19 protein-coding genes are annotated in these 21,499 nt (G+C 44.7%); 11 read left to right on the forward strand and 8 right to left on the reverse strand.

The window, feature by feature from the left end; genetic code table 11:
* Nucleotides 1-42 precede the first annotated feature (42 nt).
* Nucleotides 43-591, reverse strand: coding sequence for a transposase family protein (locus tag QUA40_RS04530; protein ID WP_333122127.1), 549 nt, complete (start codon nt 589-591; stop codon nt 43-45).
* A gap of 18 nt (nt 592-609) precedes the next feature.
* Between QUA40_RS04530 and QUA40_RS04535 the strand changes: the two genes are divergently transcribed.
* Nucleotides 610-765, forward strand: coding sequence for a hypothetical protein (locus tag QUA40_RS04535; RefSeq protein ID WP_333122129.1), 156 nt, complete (start codon nt 610-612; stop codon nt 763-765).
* A gap of 470 nt (nt 766-1,235) precedes the next feature.
* Here QUA40_RS04535 and QUA40_RS04540 read toward each other — a convergent pair whose 3' ends face one another.
* On the reverse strand, nt 1,236-3,134 hold the full coding sequence (locus QUA40_RS04540; RefSeq protein ID WP_333122131.1) for an ATP-binding protein: 1,899 nt from the start codon (nt 3,132-3,134) through the stop codon (nt 1,236-1,238).
* 563 nt (nt 3,135-3,697) lie between these two features.
* Nucleotides 3,698-3,925 carry a type II toxin-antitoxin system CcdA family antitoxin gene (locus QUA40_RS04545; protein WP_190740850.1) on the reverse strand — a complete coding sequence of 76 codons (228 nt, stop codon included), beginning with the start codon at nt 3,923-3,925 and terminating at the stop codon, nt 3,698-3,700.
* 328 nt (nt 3,926-4,253) lie between these two features.
* Here QUA40_RS04545 and lepA point away from each other — a divergent pair, with 328 nt between their 5' ends.
* From lepA to QUA40_RS04565, 5 genes are all read left to right on the forward strand, one after another.
* The gene (gene lepA / locus QUA40_RS04550; protein ID WP_333122134.1) at nt 4,254-6,068 is read left to right on the forward strand and encodes a translation elongation factor 4; all 1,815 of its coding nucleotides are present in this window, start codon (nt 4,254-4,256) and stop codon (nt 6,066-6,068) included.
* A gap of 362 nt (nt 6,069-6,430) precedes the next feature.
* Nucleotides 6,431-6,655 carry a hypothetical protein gene (locus QUA40_RS04555; RefSeq protein WP_333122136.1) on the forward strand — a complete coding sequence of 75 codons (225 nt, stop codon included), beginning with the start codon at nt 6,431-6,433 and terminating at the stop codon, nt 6,653-6,655.
* A gap of 86 nt (nt 6,656-6,741) precedes the next feature.
* Nucleotides 6,742-6,999, forward strand: coding sequence for a hypothetical protein (locus QUA40_RS04560; RefSeq protein WP_333122138.1), 258 nt, complete (start codon nt 6,742-6,744; stop codon nt 6,997-6,999).
* A 23-nt stretch (nt 7,000-7,022) separates the two neighbouring features.
* A complete protein-coding gene (locus tag QUA40_RS28940; protein ID WP_445301122.1) occupies nt 7,023-7,154 on the forward strand; it encodes a hypothetical protein in 132 nt (43 codons plus the stop codon).
* 286 nt (nt 7,155-7,440) lie between these two features.
* Entirely contained in the window at nt 7,441-7,776 is a 336-nt protein-coding gene (locus QUA40_RS04565; protein WP_333122141.1) for a hypothetical protein, read from the forward strand.
* Nucleotides 7,777-7,797: 21 nt separating this feature from the next.
* On the opposite strand, the gene QUA40_RS04570 is transcribed toward QUA40_RS04565, so the two are convergent.
* Nucleotides 7,798-8,007, reverse strand: coding sequence for a hypothetical protein (locus QUA40_RS04570; protein WP_333122143.1), 210 nt, complete (start codon nt 8,005-8,007; stop codon nt 7,798-7,800).
* A 278-nt stretch (nt 8,008-8,285) separates the two neighbouring features.
* On the opposite strand from QUA40_RS04570, the gene QUA40_RS04575 reads away from it, so the two are divergent.
* The 3 genes from QUA40_RS04575 to galT all read left to right on the forward strand — a co-directional run bounded on the left by QUA40_RS04575 (nt 8,286) and on the right by galT (nt 13,880).
* Nucleotides 8,286-9,632, forward strand: a complete 1,347-nt coding sequence (locus tag QUA40_RS04575; RefSeq protein ID WP_333122145.1) for an AAA-like domain-containing protein — start codon at nt 8,286-8,288, stop codon at nt 9,630-9,632.
* Between the two features lie 9 nt (nt 9,633-9,641).
* Nucleotides 9,642-12,611 (forward strand): WD40 domain-containing protein, encoded by a 2,970-nt coding sequence (locus QUA40_RS04580; protein WP_333122147.1) that lies wholly within the window; start codon nt 9,642-9,644, stop codon nt 12,609-12,611.
* Between the two features lie 246 nt (nt 12,612-12,857).
* Nucleotides 12,858-13,880, forward strand: a complete 1,023-nt coding sequence (gene galT / locus QUA40_RS04585) for a galactose-1-phosphate uridylyltransferase (RefSeq protein ID WP_333122148.1) — start codon at nt 12,858-12,860, stop codon at nt 13,878-13,880.
* A gap of 253 nt (nt 13,881-14,133) precedes the next feature.
* Here galT and QUA40_RS04590 read toward each other — a convergent pair whose 3' ends face one another.
* Nucleotides 14,134-14,418, reverse strand: a complete 285-nt coding sequence (locus QUA40_RS04590) for a hypothetical protein (RefSeq protein ID WP_333122149.1) — start codon at nt 14,416-14,418, stop codon at nt 14,134-14,136.
* Nucleotides 14,419-14,573: 155 nt separating this feature from the next.
* Complete coding sequence (locus tag QUA40_RS04595; protein ID WP_333122151.1) at nt 14,574-15,551, reverse strand: acetamidase/formamidase family protein; 978 nt, start codon at nt 15,549-15,551, stop codon at nt 14,574-14,576.
* A gap of 320 nt (nt 15,552-15,871) precedes the next feature.
* On the opposite strand from QUA40_RS04595, the gene QUA40_RS04600 reads away from it, so the two are divergent.
* On the forward strand, nt 15,872-17,665 hold the full coding sequence (locus QUA40_RS04600; protein WP_333122152.1) for a metallophosphoesterase family protein: 1,794 nt from the start codon (nt 15,872-15,874) through the stop codon (nt 17,663-17,665).
* A 295-nt stretch (nt 17,666-17,960) separates the two neighbouring features.
* Here the strand turns inward: QUA40_RS04600 and QUA40_RS04605 are convergent, their stop codons facing one another.
* Both QUA40_RS04605 and QUA40_RS04610 read right to left on the reverse strand, forming a co-directional pair.
* Complete coding sequence (locus tag QUA40_RS04605; protein ID WP_333122153.1) at nt 17,961-19,166, reverse strand: DUF4336 domain-containing protein; 1,206 nt, start codon at nt 19,164-19,166, stop codon at nt 17,961-17,963.
* 128 nt (nt 19,167-19,294) lie between these two features.
* A complete protein-coding gene (locus QUA40_RS04610; protein WP_333122155.1) occupies nt 19,295-20,137 on the reverse strand; it encodes a Uma2 family endonuclease in 843 nt (280 codons plus the stop codon).
* A gap of 119 nt (nt 20,138-20,256) precedes the next feature.
* On the opposite strand from QUA40_RS04610, the gene leuB reads away from it, so the two are divergent.
* Complete coding sequence (gene leuB, locus QUA40_RS04615; protein WP_333122157.1) at nt 20,257-21,342, forward strand: 3-isopropylmalate dehydrogenase; 1,086 nt, start codon at nt 20,257-20,259, stop codon at nt 21,340-21,342.
* Nucleotides 21,343-21,499: the final 157 nt, after the last annotated feature.

A 21,499-nucleotide genomic window follows, 5' to 3' on the forward strand; every position in this document is an offset into this window, starting at 1 on the left:
GCATGGGAGAGCGTGGATGCTGGCGACTGAAGGCATACTTATTCATTTTACTATGGGCGTGTTCCCGGACATGATATCAATCATTTCAATTAAATTACCCGAAGAAATGTCGCCAACAACTGTTACCAAATTTCCTTGACCTTTCCGCATGCTTATTTCATCCAAAGAAATTCGCTTAACTGGTTCCCAGCTCGTTTTTTTTTGGAGATTAATTGCACTGTCAAATATTCCTTTTATTTCGTCATAACTTAGTCCTTCTTCTCGTCCGACTTGCTCCATGCTGGATTGTTGTACACGCTCATAAACATTTTGTTCGTATCGTTTAGTATGCCGTTTTTTCAATCCCAGAAAATCTATTATTTCCGTGGGATACCGTTGGCAACTAGGACAGTAAAACTGCCGTCGTGGAATTTTCAAATAAACAGGACGACCAAAAACAGACAAATCTCTTACTGAAATTGGTCGATTTTGATGCAGTTTTTCGGTATATTTTTGACAATGATGAGAAACAATTCCTTCAGATATAATGCTCAGTCCCAAGAAAATTTTTCCCTCAACTTGAGTACAAGTTTCAACCTTAACTTCAGGCAAGGCTAATAAATGGTCTAGATGGAAGCTCATAACGACAAATGTATTGGTCAATACATTTTACACCATAAAGTCAGGAGAGCCAATGAGGGAGCTTGGCGACGGATAAAAGTCAAAATTGATACGCTGGTGGGCGATCGAACTGTGGGGAGCATTTCACTTTTGCAGCCAAGCTAGAAATTGGAGTTTTGAGGCAGGAGCCAGGAGGAAAGAGTCATAAGGAAGGAGCAAAAAGAAGTGTTTTTACAACTATGAGATGCTCCCTAACTGTGTTTATAAGATAATTACTAATTCTCGATGACCTTTATTCACGCAACGGAACTCACGGATACACGAATATAGCAATTTTTAAGTGAGTAAGATACAGTTGGGTAATGGGTAATTGGTAATTGATATCCATTCGGGTTGTATCGGAATGATTAAACCGCAGAGGACACAGAGAAAGGGAAGAGAGAGATGAATAATTCCGATGCCAACGGATTTGATATGATAAGAAAGCTGGGGAGTACCTCACAAAAGTTGAGAACCGCTTTAGCAGTTTTTGTTCGGCTTCCTGATTCCTTATTGCTTGTTAATTTGTGCTGATTCCTGATTCCTACTTCCTTCAACGTTCCGATGACCAATTACTGATGATTGATTACGGATGATTAATTTTTAAACAGTGGTTCTTGATAAAGCGGCACAGTAAAAGTAACAGTCGATCCCAGTCCTTCCCCCATACTGTAAAAATTTACTGTACCCCCCATTGCTTCTACCAGTTTTTGAGAAATAGCCAATCCCAAACCGGTGCCGCCGTATTGTCTGGTACGATTGCCGTCCACCTGAAAAAACGACTCAAATAATTTATCCTGCTTGTCTAGAGAAACGCCAATGCCAGTATCAGCAACTCGGATTTTCACCATTCCGGGGAACTGCTGGTTGTCAACAGTCACCTTTTTCTTAATAATTTCGACACTGATGCGAATTCCCCCTTCCCCGGTAAATTTAATCGCATTGCCCGTGAGATTCAAGATTACCTGAAGCAGGCGTTGGTAGTTGCCGTACACAATAATTTCGTCTTCCACAGGGGGTTTTTGGATTTGAAATTGCAATCGCTTTTGCTCGACTTGAACCCGTGTAAAATTCTCAACTTGTTGCAACAGTTCACCGAGTTTGACGGGAGCGAGGTCTAACTCCATTTTGCCAGCTTCGATTTTAGCGACATCCAAAATATCGTTAATCACATTGAACAAATGTACTGCGGAACGGTAAGCTTCTTCGATAAATTGGTGCGCTTCTTCGGGGTCATCTGCCATGCCGTCCATAAGCAGTTTTAGGAAGCCGAGGATGCCGTTGAGGGGGGTGCGGAGTTCGTGAGAAGTATTGGCAAGAAATTGACTTTTAAGTTGGGAAAGAGCTACGGCTTCGGCGCGGGCCTGTTCTAATTCTTGGTAAAGTGTAGCGTGGGCGATCGCACTGCCGACTTGAGCAACTAACTCGCGGGCGAATTCGAGTTCTACATGACTCCATTTCGGGGAACTGCCGCAGCGGTGCAAACATATCAGTGCATTGGGTTGGTCTTCATAGGAGGTAGCTGCTACGAGCACGGAATGGCGGTGGAAGGGATCGGCGGCGGGGGAGGCGTAATCGACTGCTACTGGTTTTAAGGTGGCTAAAGTTTGAATCCACCCTGGCTGTTCGGCTGCGCGCAGTTCTAGTCCCAGCATAGAAGAGTAAGCTTCTTGGCGGTACTCAGCTACTACTTTAAAAGTTCTCGATTGGAGATTTTCGATTTGATCTGGGGAAAGCGGGGGCGAGGGGTCGCTAGCTATTGAGTGTTGTAATTCGGCTGCTGTGGCGCTCGATTTTTGCTGATTTTCCGAGGCAAGGAAGGGGGATGTTTCGAGATTTTCGCTGTCTTTTTGGTAGGAACAGATGATGCAGCGACTCGCGTTCAAAACTTGCCCCAAGCTGTTAACAGTTTGCTGCCAAATTGTGTCTAAATCGAGGGTTTTGTGCAGGTTTTGAGCGATTTGGGAGATGACTTTACGGTCGATTTCCGAGTAGGGAGGGAGCGATCGACCGGGGATACGGCTCGCTGGAAGCGACATTTGTTGGCGGGCGTCCCAGGGGGATGGCAAAGCTCGATAGAGCCTGGATTCTGGGGATTCGGGCCGTCTGTCTGTGGGTTTGTCAGACAGCAGCCTTCCCATAACTAAGACTTTTGCAGCTTTGCCGTTTGAGTCGATCGCCGGAGTGAGTGTCAAATCGAAGAGAAAATATTGTCCGGCGTGGCCAAATGGATAGCTGAACCGTTGGGGTACGAGGGTTTCGAGCGCCCGCCGCAGGATATCGAGATAAGGCGCAGGGGGGATGGGTTGCAGGGTTTCGCTGAGGGGGCGATCGACAATTTGTTCTGCTGTAAGGTTGTACTGCTCGGCTTTTTGCCAGTAAAAAGATAGATATTGACCCCTTGCGTCTTGGGTAAATACTAATTCTGCCCCTAACTCTTGAAAAAAAACTGTAGAGGCGAGGCTCGATCGCCGGAAATCTGTGTTAGAGTCCATCAGAGTAGGGGATGAAAGTAGTTCGGATTTTGGAGTATTGAGTTTTTTATAAAAGACTCAATACTCCCCCTTGTTTGGGGCTTCTACTGTTAATTTGTGAGTTGTTAACCACTTAAAAAGTTGTTGGCTTTTTAATTAAAACATTAATCGCTCAAAACTCACAATTTGCAATAATTTTAGGCTTCTACTATTGACTTTTGAGTAATTAATGAACTCATCAAATATTAATTATTTAATTCTGAACTCAACTCAAAACTCAAAACTATTCGTTCTCAGCCGTTTTGGGTAATTTAAAGATAAAAATTAAGATTGAGAAATTAGGAATCTGCACCGATTAACTATCAAGTGTGAAAATTACGCCAAAATATGAGGCTGCGAACAACTCTAGTCAGGGAATGGCTCACGCATTTTTCCCTCACCTGGAATAGTTCCGAGGTTGTGATTTAGCCGAGTTCACTCGCCCACCACCTGTAGCTTTAGCCACGAAATCGGCAGGCGATCGCCCGCGCGATCTAAATTTCACAGCCTGCAGATTTGCGCGCGCCGTCTGGGGCCAGAGCACCTCAGTCGTTCCATTCACCGCGGGGCGGGACTGGAGGGTTGCGGCGCAAACCCAGAGCCAGCTCGTCTTCGCGGCGCTCGCCTCTGAGCCACTGCTTGATTGCTGTTTCAATGACTTTGCTGGGGTCATTCGTCAAGTGCTTAATTTGGTCTAGCAGTTCAGGATCGATATGGATGGACAGTTCGACTTTTTCTGACGAACTGTGGGATGGTATTCTTGATTCGCTCATAGTTAAAAAATCCTAGTTTTAATTTTTAAGTTTCAATTCTTTTGATGACAACCGACTGGACTAGATATTTGAAGTCCCTGATTTGCACCCAACCTTTCCTCAACCGCTTAACCGCTTTCTGTACAATGAGAGGGAGAAAAGTTTTTTCCTTTTGGGTGTCCGGGCTTGATCGGACACTTGAAAGGGTAATAACTGATACTCTTGAGGTTTGCCTCAGTTGTGGTTTCATCTCAATCCCCAGTAAGAGGTTGAAGTAAGCACTCTACTCTTGCTTGTGTGATCATACAACAAAAAGTATCCTTTGCCGATTAGCTCTTCGATAAAAAACATGACTAACGTCCCTGTATCTCGCATTCGTAATTTTTCGATTATTGCTCACATCGACCACGGAAAATCGACCTTGGCAGATCGCCTGTTGCAGGCGACTGGGACTGTGCAAGCACGGGAGATGAAGGAGCAGTTTTTAGACAATATGGAGCTCGAACGCGAACGCGGCATTACGATCAAGCTGCAAGCGGCTCGGATGAATTACACTGCCAAGGACGGTCAGGAGTACGTGCTCAATCTCATCGACACTCCCGGACACGTGGACTTTTCTTACGAGGTGTCGCGATCGCTCGCTGCTTGCGAAGGGGCGCTGCTGGTGGTAGACGCATCTCAAGGTGTGGAAGCACAAACCTTGGCAAATGTCTACCTTGCCTTGGGAAATAATTTGGAAATTATTCCTGTTTTAAATAAAATTGACCTGCCGGGGGCAGAACCGGAACGGGTAAAAGGGGAAATTGAAGAAATTATCGGTCTGGACTGTAGCGGGGCAATTGAGGCTTCGGCTAAGGAAGGAATTGGTATAGATGAGATTTTGGAGGCGATCGTCGAATTGGTGCCGCCGCCGCAGGATACTGTTGATAAACCGCTCAGGGCGCTAATTTTTGATAGTTATTACGATGCTTATCGCGGGGTAATTGTGTATTTCCGGGTGATGGACGGAAGTGTCAAAAAGGGCGATCGAGTTTTGTTGATGGTTTCGGGTAAGGAATATGTCATCGATGAATTGGGCATCCTTTCACCGACTCAAGTTCAAGTAGATGAACTGCACGCGGGGGAAGTTGGTTATCTGGGCGCGGCAATTAAAGCCGTAGCTGATGCTCGCGTGGGCGATACGATTACTTTGGTCAAAAAGCCTGCACCGGAGCCTTGGCCGGGTTATACAGAAGCAAAACCGATGGTTTTTTGCGGCTTGTTCCCGATTGATGCTGACCAATTTCCAGATTTGCGGGAAGCTTTAGAAAAACTCGAACTCAACGATGCGGCGCTTTCTTACGAACCGGAAACTTCGAGTGCGATGGGATTTGGTTTTCGCTGCGGTTTCTTGGGTTTGCTGCACATGGAAATTGTGCAAGAAAGACTGGAGAGAGAATACAATTTGGATTTGATTGTTACGGCTCCTTCTGTGGTTTATCAAATCACAACAATTAAAGGAGAAGTGTTAACAATTGACAATCCCAGCCACTTGCCTGATCCTCAGTATCGCGAGAAAATTGAGGAACCTTATGTGCGGGTAGAAATGCTGTCGCCGGAAACTTATGTGGGGGCGTTGATGGAACTGTCTCAAAGTCGGCGGGGCATTTTTATGGATATGAAGTATCTGAGTCAAGGCCGAACTACGCTGGTTTATGAGTTGCCTTTGGCGGAGGTGGTGACGGACTTTTTTGACCAGATGAAATCGCGATCGCGCGGTTATGCGAGCATGGAGTATCACATAATTGGCTACCGCGAAAATCCGTTGGTGAAAATGGACATTTTAATTAATGGCGATCCGGTTGATGCTTTGGCGATGATCGTACACCGGGATAAGGCTTACAATGTGGGCCGCGGATTGACGGAAAAACTCAAGGAGTTGATTCCTCGTCATCAATTTAAGGTTCCCATTCAAGCGACTATTGGCGCTAAGGTGATTGCTTCGGAGCACATTCCGGCTTTGCGGAAGGATGTGTTGGCGAAGTGTTACGGTGGTGATATTTCGCGGAAGAAGAAGTTGCTGCAAAAGCAGGCGAAGGGTAAGAAGCGGATGAAGTCTGTGGGTACTGTGGATGTGCCGCAGGAGGCTTTTATGGCTGTGCTGAAGCTCGATCGGGATTCGTAATCTGTGTGGTCTTTTGTGAGGAACAGGCAAGATGCCTGTTCCACAAAGAGTGAGTTTTTTGGTAGTTGTTTGCAGTGATCTAGAACAGGCATCTTGCCTGTTCCACAAAGAGTCAATTTTATTGTGGGACGGGCAAGATGCCAGTGCCTGAAAAGCCAATTGAAAATGGTGTAAGATGTCAGGTAGAATTAAAGATATAATGATTACTTAAATTTACTATAGCAATCCTAAATCAGTTGCAAAAATATTGGGCTTCACTAATCCTAATTAACTGGGTATTAAGTCAGATTTTTTAGAAAATAAGCCATACAGCAGATTCCATGTATATATGACACAGCGAATTTAGTAAATAAGCGAAAAAAATGAAACCTTATTCGATAGAGACGAGTGAGAAAAGAGTTAAAATTTATGAACAAGGTGATACATCAATTAGGCAAGTAGTCACCAAATTTGATGTGAGTAAAGGGTTTCTTCAAAAAATCTTAAAACAAAAACAAACGACTGGTCGCGTTCAACCTAAAAAACAGGGTGGAAGTCTTAAAAGTGTGTTAAAGTCGCGCAGGACTGAATTGACTCACATGGGATAAAAATATCCTGATAGCACGTTGTCAGAATATTGTGAACATGGGTTTATGAACTACAAGGAAGCTGTCAGCTAAGCGTATGATATGTCGTGAACTACAAAAAAAAAATTGAGGCGGAAAAAAAGACCATACGTATTAGCCCGTTTGCCACCGAAAGAGTGCAAAATTTGAGGTATGAATATTGGAAAAAAGAGAAAAATATTGATCCTGACAACCTCGTTTTTTTCGATAAAATCGGCGTTTTATTGGGTTTAACACTCACCCGCGCTCGTTCAAGATATGGTAGTATAGTGTACGATTTAAAACCATTTAATTGGGTGCAAAAATTACAGTTCTCGGAGCAATAAATTTAAAAAAAGTAGTAAGAATAATGACCATAAATGGGTCGATGAATGGCAACGCGTTTTCCGTTTGCATTGAACATTTTTTAGTGCCAAATTTAGGGAAAGGTGCAGTCGTTATTATGGATAATCTCCCAGCCCACAAGCGGGCAGTGATTTAACTCTTGATTCAAACGGAAACGGCGCCACTATCCTCAATTTATCCGCCTATTCTCCGGACGTTAATCCGATAGAATTATGGCGATCGCAACTGAAAGCTTTTTTACGTCAGTTCTCGCCAACCACTACTAAAATGGTTGATGTTTTAATTGCTACTGCGCTTGAAGGAGTGAATACTAAGCACTTCAAAAACTGGTTTACAAGCTGCTGCTACCGTACTTAATAAACCTGAAATACGGTAGCATCCAGATCGAGGTTGAGGATGGGGATACTTTAATTAAACGGCGCTTGGATGTCTTAGCCGTAAATCAGCCGGATGCAGAACTCGCGGCGGCACAGTTTTGGATTTTGGTAGTTGAGGCGAAAAATAGTGCGATCGATCCTTGGGCCGGTTTGCCGCAATTGCTGACTTATGCTTATAAAAGTTTGCAGCAGCAATCGTCTGTTTGGGGATTGACGACGAATGGACGTAACTATCAGTTTGTGCGGATGACGCGGGGAAATCCTTGTACTTATCAGATTTTACCGGAATTGAATTTGATTGACCGAGAACGATCGCTCTTGTTGGCGCAAGTGTTGAAAGCGATTTGCAAGTTGCAGTATGTGCAGTTGCAGTTGGCTTAACAAGGGCGATCGCATCCGATGTTATGACGGTGGAATTGTGCGATCGATCGGTGGAACCTTTTGTACAGGAGTTGGCGGTTGTTCAGTCCGCAAAAGTGCGATCGTACTTGGTGTTAAAGGAATCGTCACTAGGAGGATGGGTACAAAAACTTTCTCTAAGAACCATTTGATATCTGAGTTAGACTGCTTCTTGCAAAAGTTCCGTCTATTTTTCGGTTTTTCTGGTTTCATTTTTTTTAATCTCTATCTACATTTCCTACGATATCTGGATTTTTTATGTTCGCGGGCGATCGTCAAATTAGCCTCCCAAATTAGTTATTAAGTAAAATCTTGAAGAGATTGTGAGTTGCGATTGAATGATTTGTGAAAGAGTTTGTGAGAAAAAACTCACAAATCACTTTTGGCTTAGAAAATTGTGAAAATCAACTAGGGATTGAATGAACAGCTATCCTAAAGCTCTAAGTTATGCTAATTTAAGAGAAATTAGGCAGGATTGAGGCAGAGGTGGAATGGAGAAGATGACAAAACAGGAGTTTGAGGCTATCTATACAGACAAGCTTACAAAAAAACAGCGTCTAGTGCTAAGGGAGTTCTTGCAAAATAAGCCAGACCCACAAATCGCTAACTCTCTCACCCCAAAAGTAACGAGGTCGTGTGTCAGCGATCATATTTCAAATATTTGCCAGTCATTTAATATCAAAAATGAGCCGAGTGTAGGATATACGCAACGTGACGAGTTGATTGAATTATTTGTCAAATATAAACGTGACTTAGTTTGCCCAGAGTTATTAAATAAATTCGGGGAAAGAACCCCTGAAGCTCCAAAAGCATTAGAATTGCCAGAAGGCCCAGTGCGATTAAATTCTGAGTTTTATATAGAGCGTTCTAGAATGGAATCTGACTGTTATCAACAAATTTTAGAGCGGGGATCGATGATTCGCATTAAAGCTCCCAAGTTAATGGGAAAAACTTCTTTGTTGTATCGCATTATGGATCGCGCAAAAACCAATGATTATCAGTTAGTGCGTTTAGATTTTAAAGTGGGTGAAAAAGAAATTTATAGTGATATAAATAAATTTATTAAATGGTTTTGCTTGAATATCAGCCGACAGCTAAAACTAGAATCTAATATCGATAAATATTTGCAGGCTGGTGGAGGCATTATTGTGAATTGCAAACAATACTTTCAATATGAAGTTTTAGAAGCTATAGATAGTCCTTTAGTATTGGCTTTAGAAGAAATAGACTGTATTTTTTGTTATAAGGAAATTTCAGAAGGTTTTTTTAGTATGTTACGAAACTGGTTTGAAGAAACTCGGAACACGGAAATATGGGAAAACTTGCGAATGGTGCTGCTTTATTCTACAAATGTGTACGTGGAATTACCTTATAATCAATCACCATTTAATGTCGGGTTTGAAGGAGAGTTGACAGAATTTAGCCAGCAAAATATTCTAGATTTAGCCCGCCGCCATCAATTATCTTGGGGAACTGATGAAGTTGCCGCATTCATGGCACTGATTGGCGGTTATCCTTATCTGGTACGCAAGGCGCTTTATCATTTGAAGGATTCCAATCTATCTTTAGCAGAAGTTTTGCAAAATGCACCTACAGATGTGGGAATTTACCGCCAGTATTTGCAGAGTCACTGGGCAAATTTGCAAAATTATTCTGAACTCAAAGCGGCTCTCCAACAAGTTGTTTGTGCACCCAGTGCGGTCAAATTAGAACAGGTGCTAGAATTTAAGTTATTGAGTACGGGCTTAGTCAAGCAAAATCACCATGGTATCACTCCTAGCTGTCGGTTATATCGGGAATATTTTGCAGAAAAATTTCGAGATTATAGTCGGGAGTAAAACCATATTATGGCGGTTTATCAATATCAAGTTGGTGGCTCTTTAAAGTACGAAGATCCTACCTATGTTAAGCGTCAGGCAGACAGCGAACTTTATGAAAGTTTGATAGCAGGAGAATTCTGTTATGTGTTGAACTCCCGGCAAATGGGCAAATCTAGCTTGCTAGTAAAAACGATGAAACGCTTGCGCGAAAAAGCAGGCTTTAAATGTATGGCGATAGATTTAACAGTTCTCGGTAGGGAGAGTTCAGACTGCTGGTATTTTGGGATTATTTCTGAGTTAGTTCGGGGTGGCGCACTCTCAAGAAAGGTGGATGCTGACAGTTGGTGGCAGCAACGACAATTGCTGTCGCCATCTCAACGATTGAGTCAGTTTATTGAAGATATTTTACTAACAGAAATTTCCCCAAATATTGTTATTTTTATTGATGAAATTGATTCGATTTTAAAGCTGAGCTGGAAAGATGACTTTTTTCTTTTAATTCGGGCTTCTTATAACAAAAGAGCAATGAATTCTGAATATAAGCGCCTTGCATTTTGTCTTTTGGGAGTTGCCACGCCAGCCGATCTGATTCGCGATAAAGACCGAACACCTTTTAATATTGGCAAAGCTATTGATTTAACAGGCTTTACTTTTGATGAAGCTCGACCTGCTTTAATCCCTGGCTTAATGCTAGAGCGCTCGGAGGAAATATCAGAGAAGATATTAGCTGAGGTTTTTAAGTGGACGAAGGGGCAACCTTTTTTGATGCAAAGACTGTGCCGACTGATGGTCTATCAATCTGCCCGTGGGACTTCTGATGTGGAAGCTTTAGTGCAAAAGTACGTCATTGATAATTGGGAAGCGAATGACGAACTAGAACATTTAAAGACAATTAGAGATCGCTTGCTGCTTGACTATCAAGACCGCACGGCGCTACTGCTCGGTATTTATCAGCAAATATTGACGGATGCGCAGCAGAAAATCTGTGCTGATAATAGTCTCGATCAAAGAAGGTTACAACTCTCAGGATTGGTCGTCAAACGCAATGGATATCTACAAGTTTATAACCCGATATACGCCGCAATTTTTAACCCCGATTGGGTACAGCAAGAATTAGCGAAACTCCGCCCGTACCAGGAAAACTTCGCCGCTTGGATAGCCTCAAATCGTCAAGATACTTCCCGACTGTTGCGCGGCCAAGCGTTGGATGATGCGTTGCACTGGAAAGTGGGGAAACGTTTAAGCGATGAGGATAATGATTTTTTAGATGCTTGTCGAGCTGATGAACTGCAAAAACTGAAGAAAAGTAATGAATCATTAAGAGAATTCCGTAAACAATTCAGGGAAGTTTTCAAAATCGAAGAAGCTGGACGCAATGCCTTAAAGATTTTTCAGTCGGATGGAAACCAAAGAGAAGCCTTGCGGGCAGCTATCAAAGCAGGAGAAGATTTAAAGAAGTGGATACCAGATAATCCCCCGCTTTCCGAATATCCCGTTACGAACCCTCTGTTAGTTTTGCAGAAGATTCTTGCTAAAATCCGCGAACGACCCCCGTTTGTCGGACATAATGACTTGGTAAGAAGTGTCAGTTTTAGCCCCACAGGAGATAGGATCGCTACTGCCTCCTCTGACAACACTGCGAAATTGTGGGACTTGCAAGGCAACTGCTTGGTAACATTCACCGGACATAATAACTGGGTAACAAGTGTCTGTTTTAGCCCCACAAGAGATAGGATCGCTACTGCCTCATTTGACACAACCACGAAATTGTGGGACTTGCAGGGCAACTGCTTGGTAACATTCACCGGACATAATGACTGGGTAACATTCACCGGACATAATGACTGGGTAACAAGTGTCTGTTTTAGCCCCACAGGAGATAGGATCGCTACTGCCTCATTTGACAACACTGCGAAATTGTGGGACTTGCAGGGCAACTGCTTGGTAACATTCACCGGACGAAGTGTCAGTTTTAGCCCCACAGGAGATGCGATCGCTACTGCCTCAGATGACGAAACTGCCAAATTGTGGGACTTGCAGGGCAACTGCTTGGTAACATTCACCGGACATAATTATTCGGTAACAAGTGTCAGTTTTAGCCCCACAGGAGATAGGATCGCTACTGCCTCATCTGACAAAACTGCCAAATTGTGGGACTTGCAGGGCAACTGCTTGGTAACATTCACCGGACATAATTATTTGGTAACAAGTGTCAGTTTTAGCCCCACAGGAGATGCGATCGCTACTGCCTCATATGACAAAACAGCCAAATTGTGGGACTTGCAGGGCAACTGCTTGGTAACATTCACCGGACATAATGAATGGATAAATAGTGTCAGTTTTAGCCCCAGAGGGGATGCGATCGCTACTGCCTCATCTGACAAAACTGCCAAATTGTGGGACTTGCAAGGCAACTGCTTGGTAACATTCACCGGACATAATAACTCGGTATGGAGTGTCAGTTTTAGCCCGACAAGAGATGCGATCGCTACTGCCTCATCTGACAACACTGCCAAATTGTGGGACTTGCAGGGCAACTGCTTGGTAACATTCACCGAACATAAGGACTCGGTAATGAGTGTCAGTTTTAGCCCCAGAGGGGATGTGATCGCTACTGCCTCAGAGGACAAAACTGCCAAATTGTGGGACTTGCAGGGCAACTGCTTGGTAACATTCACCGGACATAATAACTCGGTAAGAAGTGTCAGTTTTAGCCCCACAGGAGATACGATCGCCACTGCATCACAAGACGGGACAGCCAAATTGTGGGACTTGCAGGGGAGTTTACTTGCAGACTTTAGCGGCTATAAGGGCAATTTGCTCAAAGGTGAGACAGATTTTGTGGAGTTGAAAAGTCCGATTTTGAGTATTTGTTTTAGTCGGGACGGGAAGTTTTTAATAACGGGTTCGCAGGATGGAAAGGTGCAGTTTTGGCCGATCGAAAGTTTGGACGAGTTGTTGGCGAGGGGGAGGAAATGGCTTGGTGAGACAATTTAACCGCTGATGCAGGCGGATGATTTGAATTTAGCAACGATTTTACGATTCTTTTTCACTTGTTCAAACTGCTATTAGCTTTACCCACTTTAGACACCAGAATTATTGAATAATTCGGGTATCTAGCAGACTACAAGCCGGAAATTTAAAAGTCAAGATTTATTAAGATTTTACAAAAAAGCGATGACAAATCACAAATCATGTATCTAAAATAAGAGACAATTTGACCCGGAAACTGAAGGTAAGAAAGTGTCTGAACTTAGACAAAATTTAATTACCAGAGATTGGGTTATCATCGCCACCGAACGGGCGACAAGACCGGATCAATTCGCAAACAAAAAAAAGTTGGCAGCAGTAGTGCCACCGCACCGCGCCGATTGCCCGTTTTGCGTGGGAAATGAGGAAGACGGAACCTTAGAAACTTGCCGTTTAGGCGATGGCGCTGGCTGGAAAGTCAGGGCAATTCGCAACAAATATCCCGCCCTCTCCCCGACAGCAGAATGGATGAGGATATCATCGGGAATTCACCGCACGATGGCGGGAATCGGCGTTCACGAAGTAATTGTCGAACACCCGCGACACGATTTGACGACAGCTTTGTTGAGTGTGGAAGAAGTTGCAAACATACTTTTAGTATACCGCCAGCGCTATGTAGAAATTAGAAAAAATCCCCACATTGAAACAATTATTATCTTCAAAAATCACGGGGAAACTGCCGGAACTTCTCTCGAACACCCCCACTCGCAGATAGCAGCGACGCCCGTTGTACCCAGCCAATTTCGCAGCCGCATCGACGAAGCTATTAGATATTTTGATGACACGGGAGAATGTCTGTTTTGCCGCACTTTGGAAGATGAATTAGCGGCGAAGGAAAGAGTGATTTGTGAGAGTGAACATTTTGTGGCTTTTATCCCTTACGCTGCACTTTCACCATTTCACACTTGGATTTTTCCGCGTCGGCATTCCTCTTCGTTTGATGAAATTACTGATGCAGAAATTACGGGTCTTGCTGATACTTTGAAAACTGTACTGGCTAAGTTTTATTTCGGATTGAACAATCCCGATTACAACTATAATATTCGATCAGTGCCGATCGCCCAACGGGCAACAAAATACTTTCACTGGTATATCGCAATTGTTCCCAGAGTTACCAAGCAAGCTGGATTTGAGTTGGGCAGCGGGATGTTTATCAATACTGCTTTGCCGGAAGAAAGTGCAGCGTTTTTGCGATCGATCGAAATTCCTAGCGACAGTAATTTCCCCCCCATCTAAAGTATCCTACATCACAACAGTCAAATTTACTTCAAATTGGGGTGGAAATACACGCAGGCAGTCTGAATTGCGAGTCTGTCTTGGGGGAGGAAAGTGATATTATTTGAGATTTGATATTTGAGATTAAAAAATTGGGGATCAAGAATGATCTAAGGGTTTAGATCACCCGGATACAGTTGCATTCTTTTGTGAAAGTGGTATCATTTACGAGCTCAACTTATGAAGGTACAAATACTTAGGGATTGTACCAAACTCACAATAAACTTTCGACATACTGCCAGCCGTCGTCGCTAAAAGTAGCTCTCAACATATCTCTAATTTTGGCATCGATCGATAATATCCCCTCACCTGAGTCACTATTCTCGCCGATTTCGCAACTGTCTTCAGACATATGTTCTTGGATGTGGGCCAGAGTATCGGCGAAATTAGCCAGAAAATAATGTTCGTGCACCCACGCTGTCGGATCGGGGATTGCTGTATTCTCAAAAGCTTGATCGACTAAATCTTTTTTGGCAACATCGTCCGTCTGGTTTTTCATGTTGAGTCCGATTTAGGTAGAACTGGTAACTTATCCATTTTAAGCTTAATTGTCAACAGCATTGCGATCCTGATCTACAACAGCAGTGACAAATTTGTGTAGATTGTGCGATCGCGATCCTAATTTTTTTGTCGATCGCGTGTTATCATTTTACCTCAAGCTCGGTGGTCAATAATGTTCACATCGAGCATAATACACTTGGGAATCATTCCGTGAACTCCTTTTTGAGGATTGTTGACAGCCTGCGTTATCCGAAAATTTACGGCCAGGGAACACAAAACATAAGCATCTTCCTCTTTGAAACCCGCAAAAGTTTGCAGCCAATAAACCGTCTGTTTGACCGCCATCTCAAAGGCTTCATCTAATGTTCTACCGAATCCCATAATCACAATATGAGTGGGCGTTTCTGCAAACGGAAATATCAGAAATAAATCCTTGCGTAAGATGATTTGAATAGTCCCGTTCATCGAAGTTTCAATGGCAGTACCGTCAACTTCACCGTCTCCTTGTGCCGAATGTCCGTCGCCGATGGACAGTAAACCGCCGCGCATAAAAACAGGTAAAAATAACCGCGTTCCTGCTTGGAGTTCCTGATTGTCCATATTACCGCCGTAGCGCTCTGGAGGAATAGAAGAACGGTTAATTTCTGCATTGGCGACTCCGATAATTCCAAAAAAAGGATGCAGGGGAATCCCAAGGCGGCTACCTGCGGGAAATTCCGCAGTTTTTTGCTGTAAATCTAGGGGAATAAACCGCAATTTAGGTTCGGGAAAATAGTCAGGTAATGCTCCCCATCCGGCGCGAATTGCATTAAATCCGACTGGTAAACTTGGGTAAACATCCTCAATGTGAATTTCTAAAACGTCTCCCGGTTCCGCATTGTTAATATAAATCGGGCCTGTCAGCAAGTGCGGCCCCGGGCCAACTTTGCGGTGGGGAGGCAAATTCTGACAAATATCTAAAAATTCCGGCGTCAGAAATTCCGGCGGCGCCTTGTCAGCAACATAATATCCTGAATAGGTTTCGATGTCGATGCGATCGCCCGAATCCACCCTTAAAGCAGGTTCGATATTCGGAGAGAAACCGCCCAAGTGTACGGTTTTGCAGTTAGCCTTGAGAAGGTGGCGCGTCATGGGATTTTAGATTTTAGATTTTAGATTTTAGATTGAAGGAAGGGTGTTAAGAATGTTATATCGCAAGTCTCAATTATTTTTGAGAATTTTTTTTTATTAACCGCAGAGGGCGCAGAGGGCGCAGAGAAAGAGAATGGAGAGATCGGAAGATGTTAAAAAATGGTTGAAGTTTGTTAGATGTGAGATCTTTTACTAATTTCTTAACTTTTTGATAACGTTGGTAGTTTAAAATTTAAAGTTGGCGCAGCGGGTTTATCTGTATTTGGGGGGAGTTTTGTTTGGCTGGTGAAACCCCCCCTACAAGTAATGACTAATGACTTATGTTAACACCTTTGCCCAATAAAGTAGAAAATTGTCAAGGTTATTCTCGCAATCCCTGGTTTTTTGCTGTTTTGATTTTGATTGTCCTATTGCTAGGTTTCATGATGCAATATTACCTTAACAAACCTCAGCTTTTAACCGATCCGTTTCTGCAACTCCCAACAGCAAACTCGGTGCGAGTTGTCTGGTTTACCGAGTTTGCTGGTAGTCGCAACACTGTTGCTTACGGCGAAAATTTGAATCAAGTTATGACGGCAAATACTACCAAGTTAAGCCGCACTCGCGAAGACAAAGACTCGCGCATTTCCGATGAAATCAAACACAACATAATTGACAGCAATCCAATTGTCCGCGACATCTGGCGCCACGAAGCAGAAGTCTCCAATTTAATGCCCGGTGTTCGCATTCCTTATCGAGTCACCAGCGAAAGGAAAGACGGCGCATCTGTCAGCAGTAAAGTTTTCACTCTTTCTCCGACACCAGCAGCAGGAATTGCGCTTAAAATCCTCCTCACTTCCGACCATCAATTGATGCCGATGACAGCGGCAAATCTCCAGAAAGTAGCTGAAACAATTGGGAGAGTTGACGCGGTTTTCATGGCTGGGGATTTAGTTAATATACCCGATCGCGCTTCTGAATGGTTCGACGACTACCGAGGCCGCGCCTTCTTTCCCGCTATGCAAGGTCGCGCATTTTCCGAACTGGAGAAAAACGGCATCAAAACCGTTTACAGCGGAGGCGAACTGATCCAACACGCGCCTTTATTCCCCGCCATTGGCAATCACGAAATTATGGGTCGCTTTGCAACCAACAGCCTACTCGGTGACCAATTTAATGATCCTTTTCCCCGCGCCGATGCCGAGAAAATATACGCTCAGCGTGCTGCATCTTTAAATCCCAATAATGACTCTTCAGTGCGGGAAATATGGCTAAAAAACAATAGTTTTAATAGCGATACCTATGAGGAAATTTTCAATTTACCGGGAGGGAAAAATTACTATGCTGTGACTTTTGGGGACGTGCGGTTAGTAACTTTGTATGTTACGAATATCTGGCGGACTCCGAATTTAGATCCGGGTGCCAGAGGCAGGTATCGCGAACGAGACGAAGATTTTAATGATCCCGAAAAATGGGGATACGGACAGCATATTTTTGAGCCGATTGTAAAGGGCAGCGCTCAATATACTTGGCTGCAACAAGAGTTAAAGAGTGCGGAATTCCAGCAGGCAAAATATAAAATTGTGATGTTTCACCACCCGCCGCATTCTCTGGGTGACAATATTGTACCTGCTTATACTGATCCAGTGCAAATAGTCGATCGCGCTCTCGATGGCGAGATTAAAATGGTGCGTTACGAGTATCCGAAACAGCAAGATTATCTGATTCGGGATGTAGTGCCGCTACTAGAAAAAGCGGGGGTGCAGTTGGTATTTTACGGACATTCGCACTTGTGGAATCGATTTGTAAGTTCCAGCGGGATGCACTTTTTGGAAACTTCTAATGTGGGCAACAGTTACGGTGCTTTTGCGGGGGAAAAGCGCCGATTTGTTCCGCCTGCATATCGGGAAGATTACAGCGCTATTGGAGATCCGAACGGATTGGAACCTGTGGTGCCGACTGTTGCACCTTTGTTGGGAGAAGACGGGCGGCCGCTGCCGTATATTGATAGCAATGATATTACGGCTTTTACTATTTTTGATACGGGGGAGGGTACGGTTAGCAGCTACTATTTTGATACGCGGAAACCGGAGTCGGAAGTGGTGAAGTTTGATGAGTTTAATTGCGACGGGTAAGGGCACGGCATTGCCGTGTCCCTACAGATATGTGAGTCCACTGAGATGTTGCACTATTCTCAATTAGCAGTTTAGGAACGGGCAAGATGTCCGTTCCACAAGAAAGAAATTCATTCTTTGTGGAACAGGCATCTTGCCTGTTCTTGAAAATGGTGCAAGATGTAAGATTAAACTGAGATGTTGCACCCTTCTTAATTAGCAGTTTAGCAACGGGCAAGATGCCCGTTCCACAAAACTCAATTTTATTGTGGAACAGGCATCTTGCCTGTTCTTAACAATGGTACAAGATGTAAGATTAAATCTTGTCTTTAGCCGGTGGTACAACACCAATTTTATTCAAACCCGCATCAATCTGCCTGAGCAATTTAAAATCGTCTTCGGGTAAGGAATTAACAGGCGAGTGTTTTTCCAGAAATGAGAATGCTTGCCGAAATTCACGCGGCCGGGAGTCGATCGCACCATCGAAGTGACAAGGTACAATTTTTTCAAAGTCCCAACTCGCCACTTTATCCACCCAATCGAGAGTTTCCCTCGGGGCGCGGTTGAGAATCAAAGTCTGCAAAATCGGCGCGACAAACAACCGCCCCCCTCCCCGCAAAGCCTCAAACGATCGCTCCCAATGTGTTTTCCACTTGAACGGATACAACCCGAAATAAGCTTTTCTAGAGCGTTCTGGCGCTTTGCGCGCGCTGGCAAATACCTCCGACCACGGTGGCACTTCCAGCACGCTAGGCGTAAAATACATGGCAAATAAGGCGATTCTCTGCCACCCTTTGCGCCGATTTTCGTGGGTGTCTGCCACCGTGTCCGAGGCGCTGTCTTTGGCGTGAAACAGCAGCGGGTACGAGTCGAGTTGGACGATCGCGGGCGGATTTTCGGGAATGGAAACTATGGAATCTGTTAGCATCAGCGTGTGCGATCGCCTGTGAAATAAGGCAACTTCAGCAAATTTGCCCAAACCAAGGTTGAGGGGGCCGAGAATTGCCCAGTCAAATTGATCGGCTAAGGGGGTGTTGCTGCTGTCAAAGGGCAGTACAGAGGTGCGTTTGGCGGGCAAACCCAGCCAACTCAGCGGCAAATTCACGGGGAAACTCCACTGCTGCGGGGCGACAAACACCTGCGCTTCGGGAAAACACCTCGCAAAGGGGCCGACAAAAACCTTGTGCTCGATGCCGGAAACCGTTGTCAGCAGGATGTACTTCACCTCGCCGTGCTCTGCTACTAACTCTTTTACCAAGCGGATGCACTCAGGAGTCGGTGCAACGGGGGCGTAGACGAGAAGGCCTTCGGGTTCTAGTTTAATTACTGTCATCCGAATCGGGACGACAACGTAGAAAATGCCTTGTAGTTGGTCAAAAGTCCAGATTGTGTCCTTAACTATTTCCTTGCGGATGGTGCGCCGCTTGCTGTAGGGATAGAGGGGGACGACTGGCCAAAAGGCCCAAGAATAGTCCCGAGAATCAATCTGTGCTGATGTTGGTATGCCCTCGCCCTCTGCCACTGCGCGACTCCTTGCCGATTTTTTTGTACGTGCGTGCGATCGAACTATTTTTATCTTATTTCAATCTTGTGGCACGGATTCGAGGAGTTGAAAAGGGGTTTCACCAGGCCTGCTGGGTACGAAAACTATTAAACCAACTGTTCAGGATCGATGCCTAGTTCCCGCAACCGCGCCGCTAGTCTTTCCTCGCGCTGTTGAGATTCTGTCAGTTGCTGTTGAGATTCTGTGAGTTGCTGTTGAGCTTCAATTACTTGCTGTTGAGATTCTATCAGTTGCCGTTCCGCCGCCGTCGCTCTTTCACCCGGACTCAAAATCAACCCTCCTTGGGCCGTAAACCACCGCAACCACAACCGATTCATACTCTTATAACTGCCTTGCCACCAACCTAAACTCAACTGCAACTCAGGAATAAATAACCGCCCATCAATTAATTCTGCCGGTTCATAGTGGCCTCCTACAAGATGAAAAGCTCGCAATTCATCCGTGTAGCGACTGAACACAAAATAGTAAGGAATCCGCAAAATTTGTTCATAAACTTGCCACTTAGTCGGCGGTTCCCCTACTTGCTGAACAGTCCGCCCCAAATCTTCATCCTCAGTTCCCGGCGATAGCAATTCCACCACCACAAACGGATTTACCCGTTCTTGCCAAACTACATAACTCAAACGCATATCGCGCCCTTGATAAAGCCTTGGCACACCCACCGCAGCAAACCAATCCGGGCGTTTATGCCAGCGCGGTTGTGTTGCATCGTAATACAAATTTAGATCACTGGCTGTAAAGACTTGTTCCGCATCCCATCCCGGCGGCAAAAACGTGAATTCCAAGAGTTGCGGCTGATCTAAATGAAACGTATCTGGCAAACCGGGCTCCTTTGGGTCTTCGCTAGGTAAATCATACATTGTTGGCAAACTCTGCCGGGGGTCTAGAGGCGGTTCAGCTTGAGCAGGCGGGTAAGTCGGGAATGTCATAATGAATTCTGAGGTTGCTTATCCTGATATGATTATAGCCTTGTGAGAATGTCTTGCATTTCCAAAGAATTCCCATTAACTCTCAAGCTCAAATCTCAAATCAAAACTCCTAAATCGATATGACTCAAAACTACCGCATCACTCTTTTACCAGGAGACGGCATCGGCCCTGAAATTATCGCTGTGGCGGTAGATGTCCTGAAACTTGTCGGTCAACAATTGGACATCGGCTTTGAATTTCAAGAAGCTTTAATGGGCGGCGCTGCTATTGACGCAACAGGTAATCCGCTGCCCGAAGAAACTCTGGAAAAATGCCGCAACAGCGATGCAATATTGTTAGCAGCTATTGGCGGTTACAAGTGGGATAATTTGCCCCGCGAACAGCGCCCAGAAACGGGATTATTAGGACTGCGCGCCGGATTGGGATTGTTTGCAAATTTGCGTCCTGCGACTATTTTACCGCAATTAGTTGATGCTTCTAGTTTGAAACGGGAAGTTGTCGAAGGGGTGGATATTATGGTCATCCGCGAACTCACAGGCGGGATTTATTTCGGCAAACCGAAAGGCATTTTTGAGACGGAAACAGGCGAAAAACGCGGTGTTAATACGATGGCTTACACCGAGTCAGAAATTGACAGAATCGGGCGCGTTGCGTTTGAGACTGCCAGGAAGCGGGGGAAAAGGCTGTGTTCCGTTGATAAAGCGAATGTTTTGGATGTTTCGCAACTGTGGCGCGATCGTATTATTGCCCTTTCTTCAGAATACCCTGATGTCGAACTTTCTCACCTCTATGTTGACAACGCAGCCATGCAGTTAATTCGCTGGCCCAAACAGTTCGATACAATTGTCACCGGCAATCTATTCGGCGACATTCTTTCCGATGCGGCGGCGATGCTAACTGGTAGTATTGGGATGCTGCCTTCTGCTAGTTTGGGAGCAACCGGGCCGGGAGTTTTTGAACCCGTGCACGGTTCCGCACCAGACATCGCCGGACAAGATAAAGCTAATCCCATCGCCCAAGTTTTAAGCGCAGCAATGATGCTACGTTACGCCTTAAATCAGCCGGAAGCTGCTAATAAAATCGAGCAAGCAGTTGTCGAAGTTTTGGATCGAGGTTATCGCACTGGTGATATCATGTCAGAAGGCATGAAACTCGTCGGCTGTCGGGCGATGGGCGATGCTTTAATTGAAGTTCTGCAAGGTTGATTGATGGTCTGGTAGGGGCGGGTTTTACGAATAATATTCGACGCACACACACAACCTCATAAACCCGCCCCCACACAACTAATAACCTATATCAACCTTGACTTTGATCGCAGGTAAAAAATGTACATTGAGGCTTACCGTTGGGTGGGGGCGGGTT

The sequence above is a fragment of the Microcoleus sp. Pol11C3 genome (assembly GCF_036701485.1).
In the GTDB taxonomy this organism is placed as follows: domain Bacteria; phylum Cyanobacteriota; class Cyanobacteriia; order Cyanobacteriales; family Microcoleaceae; genus Microcoleus.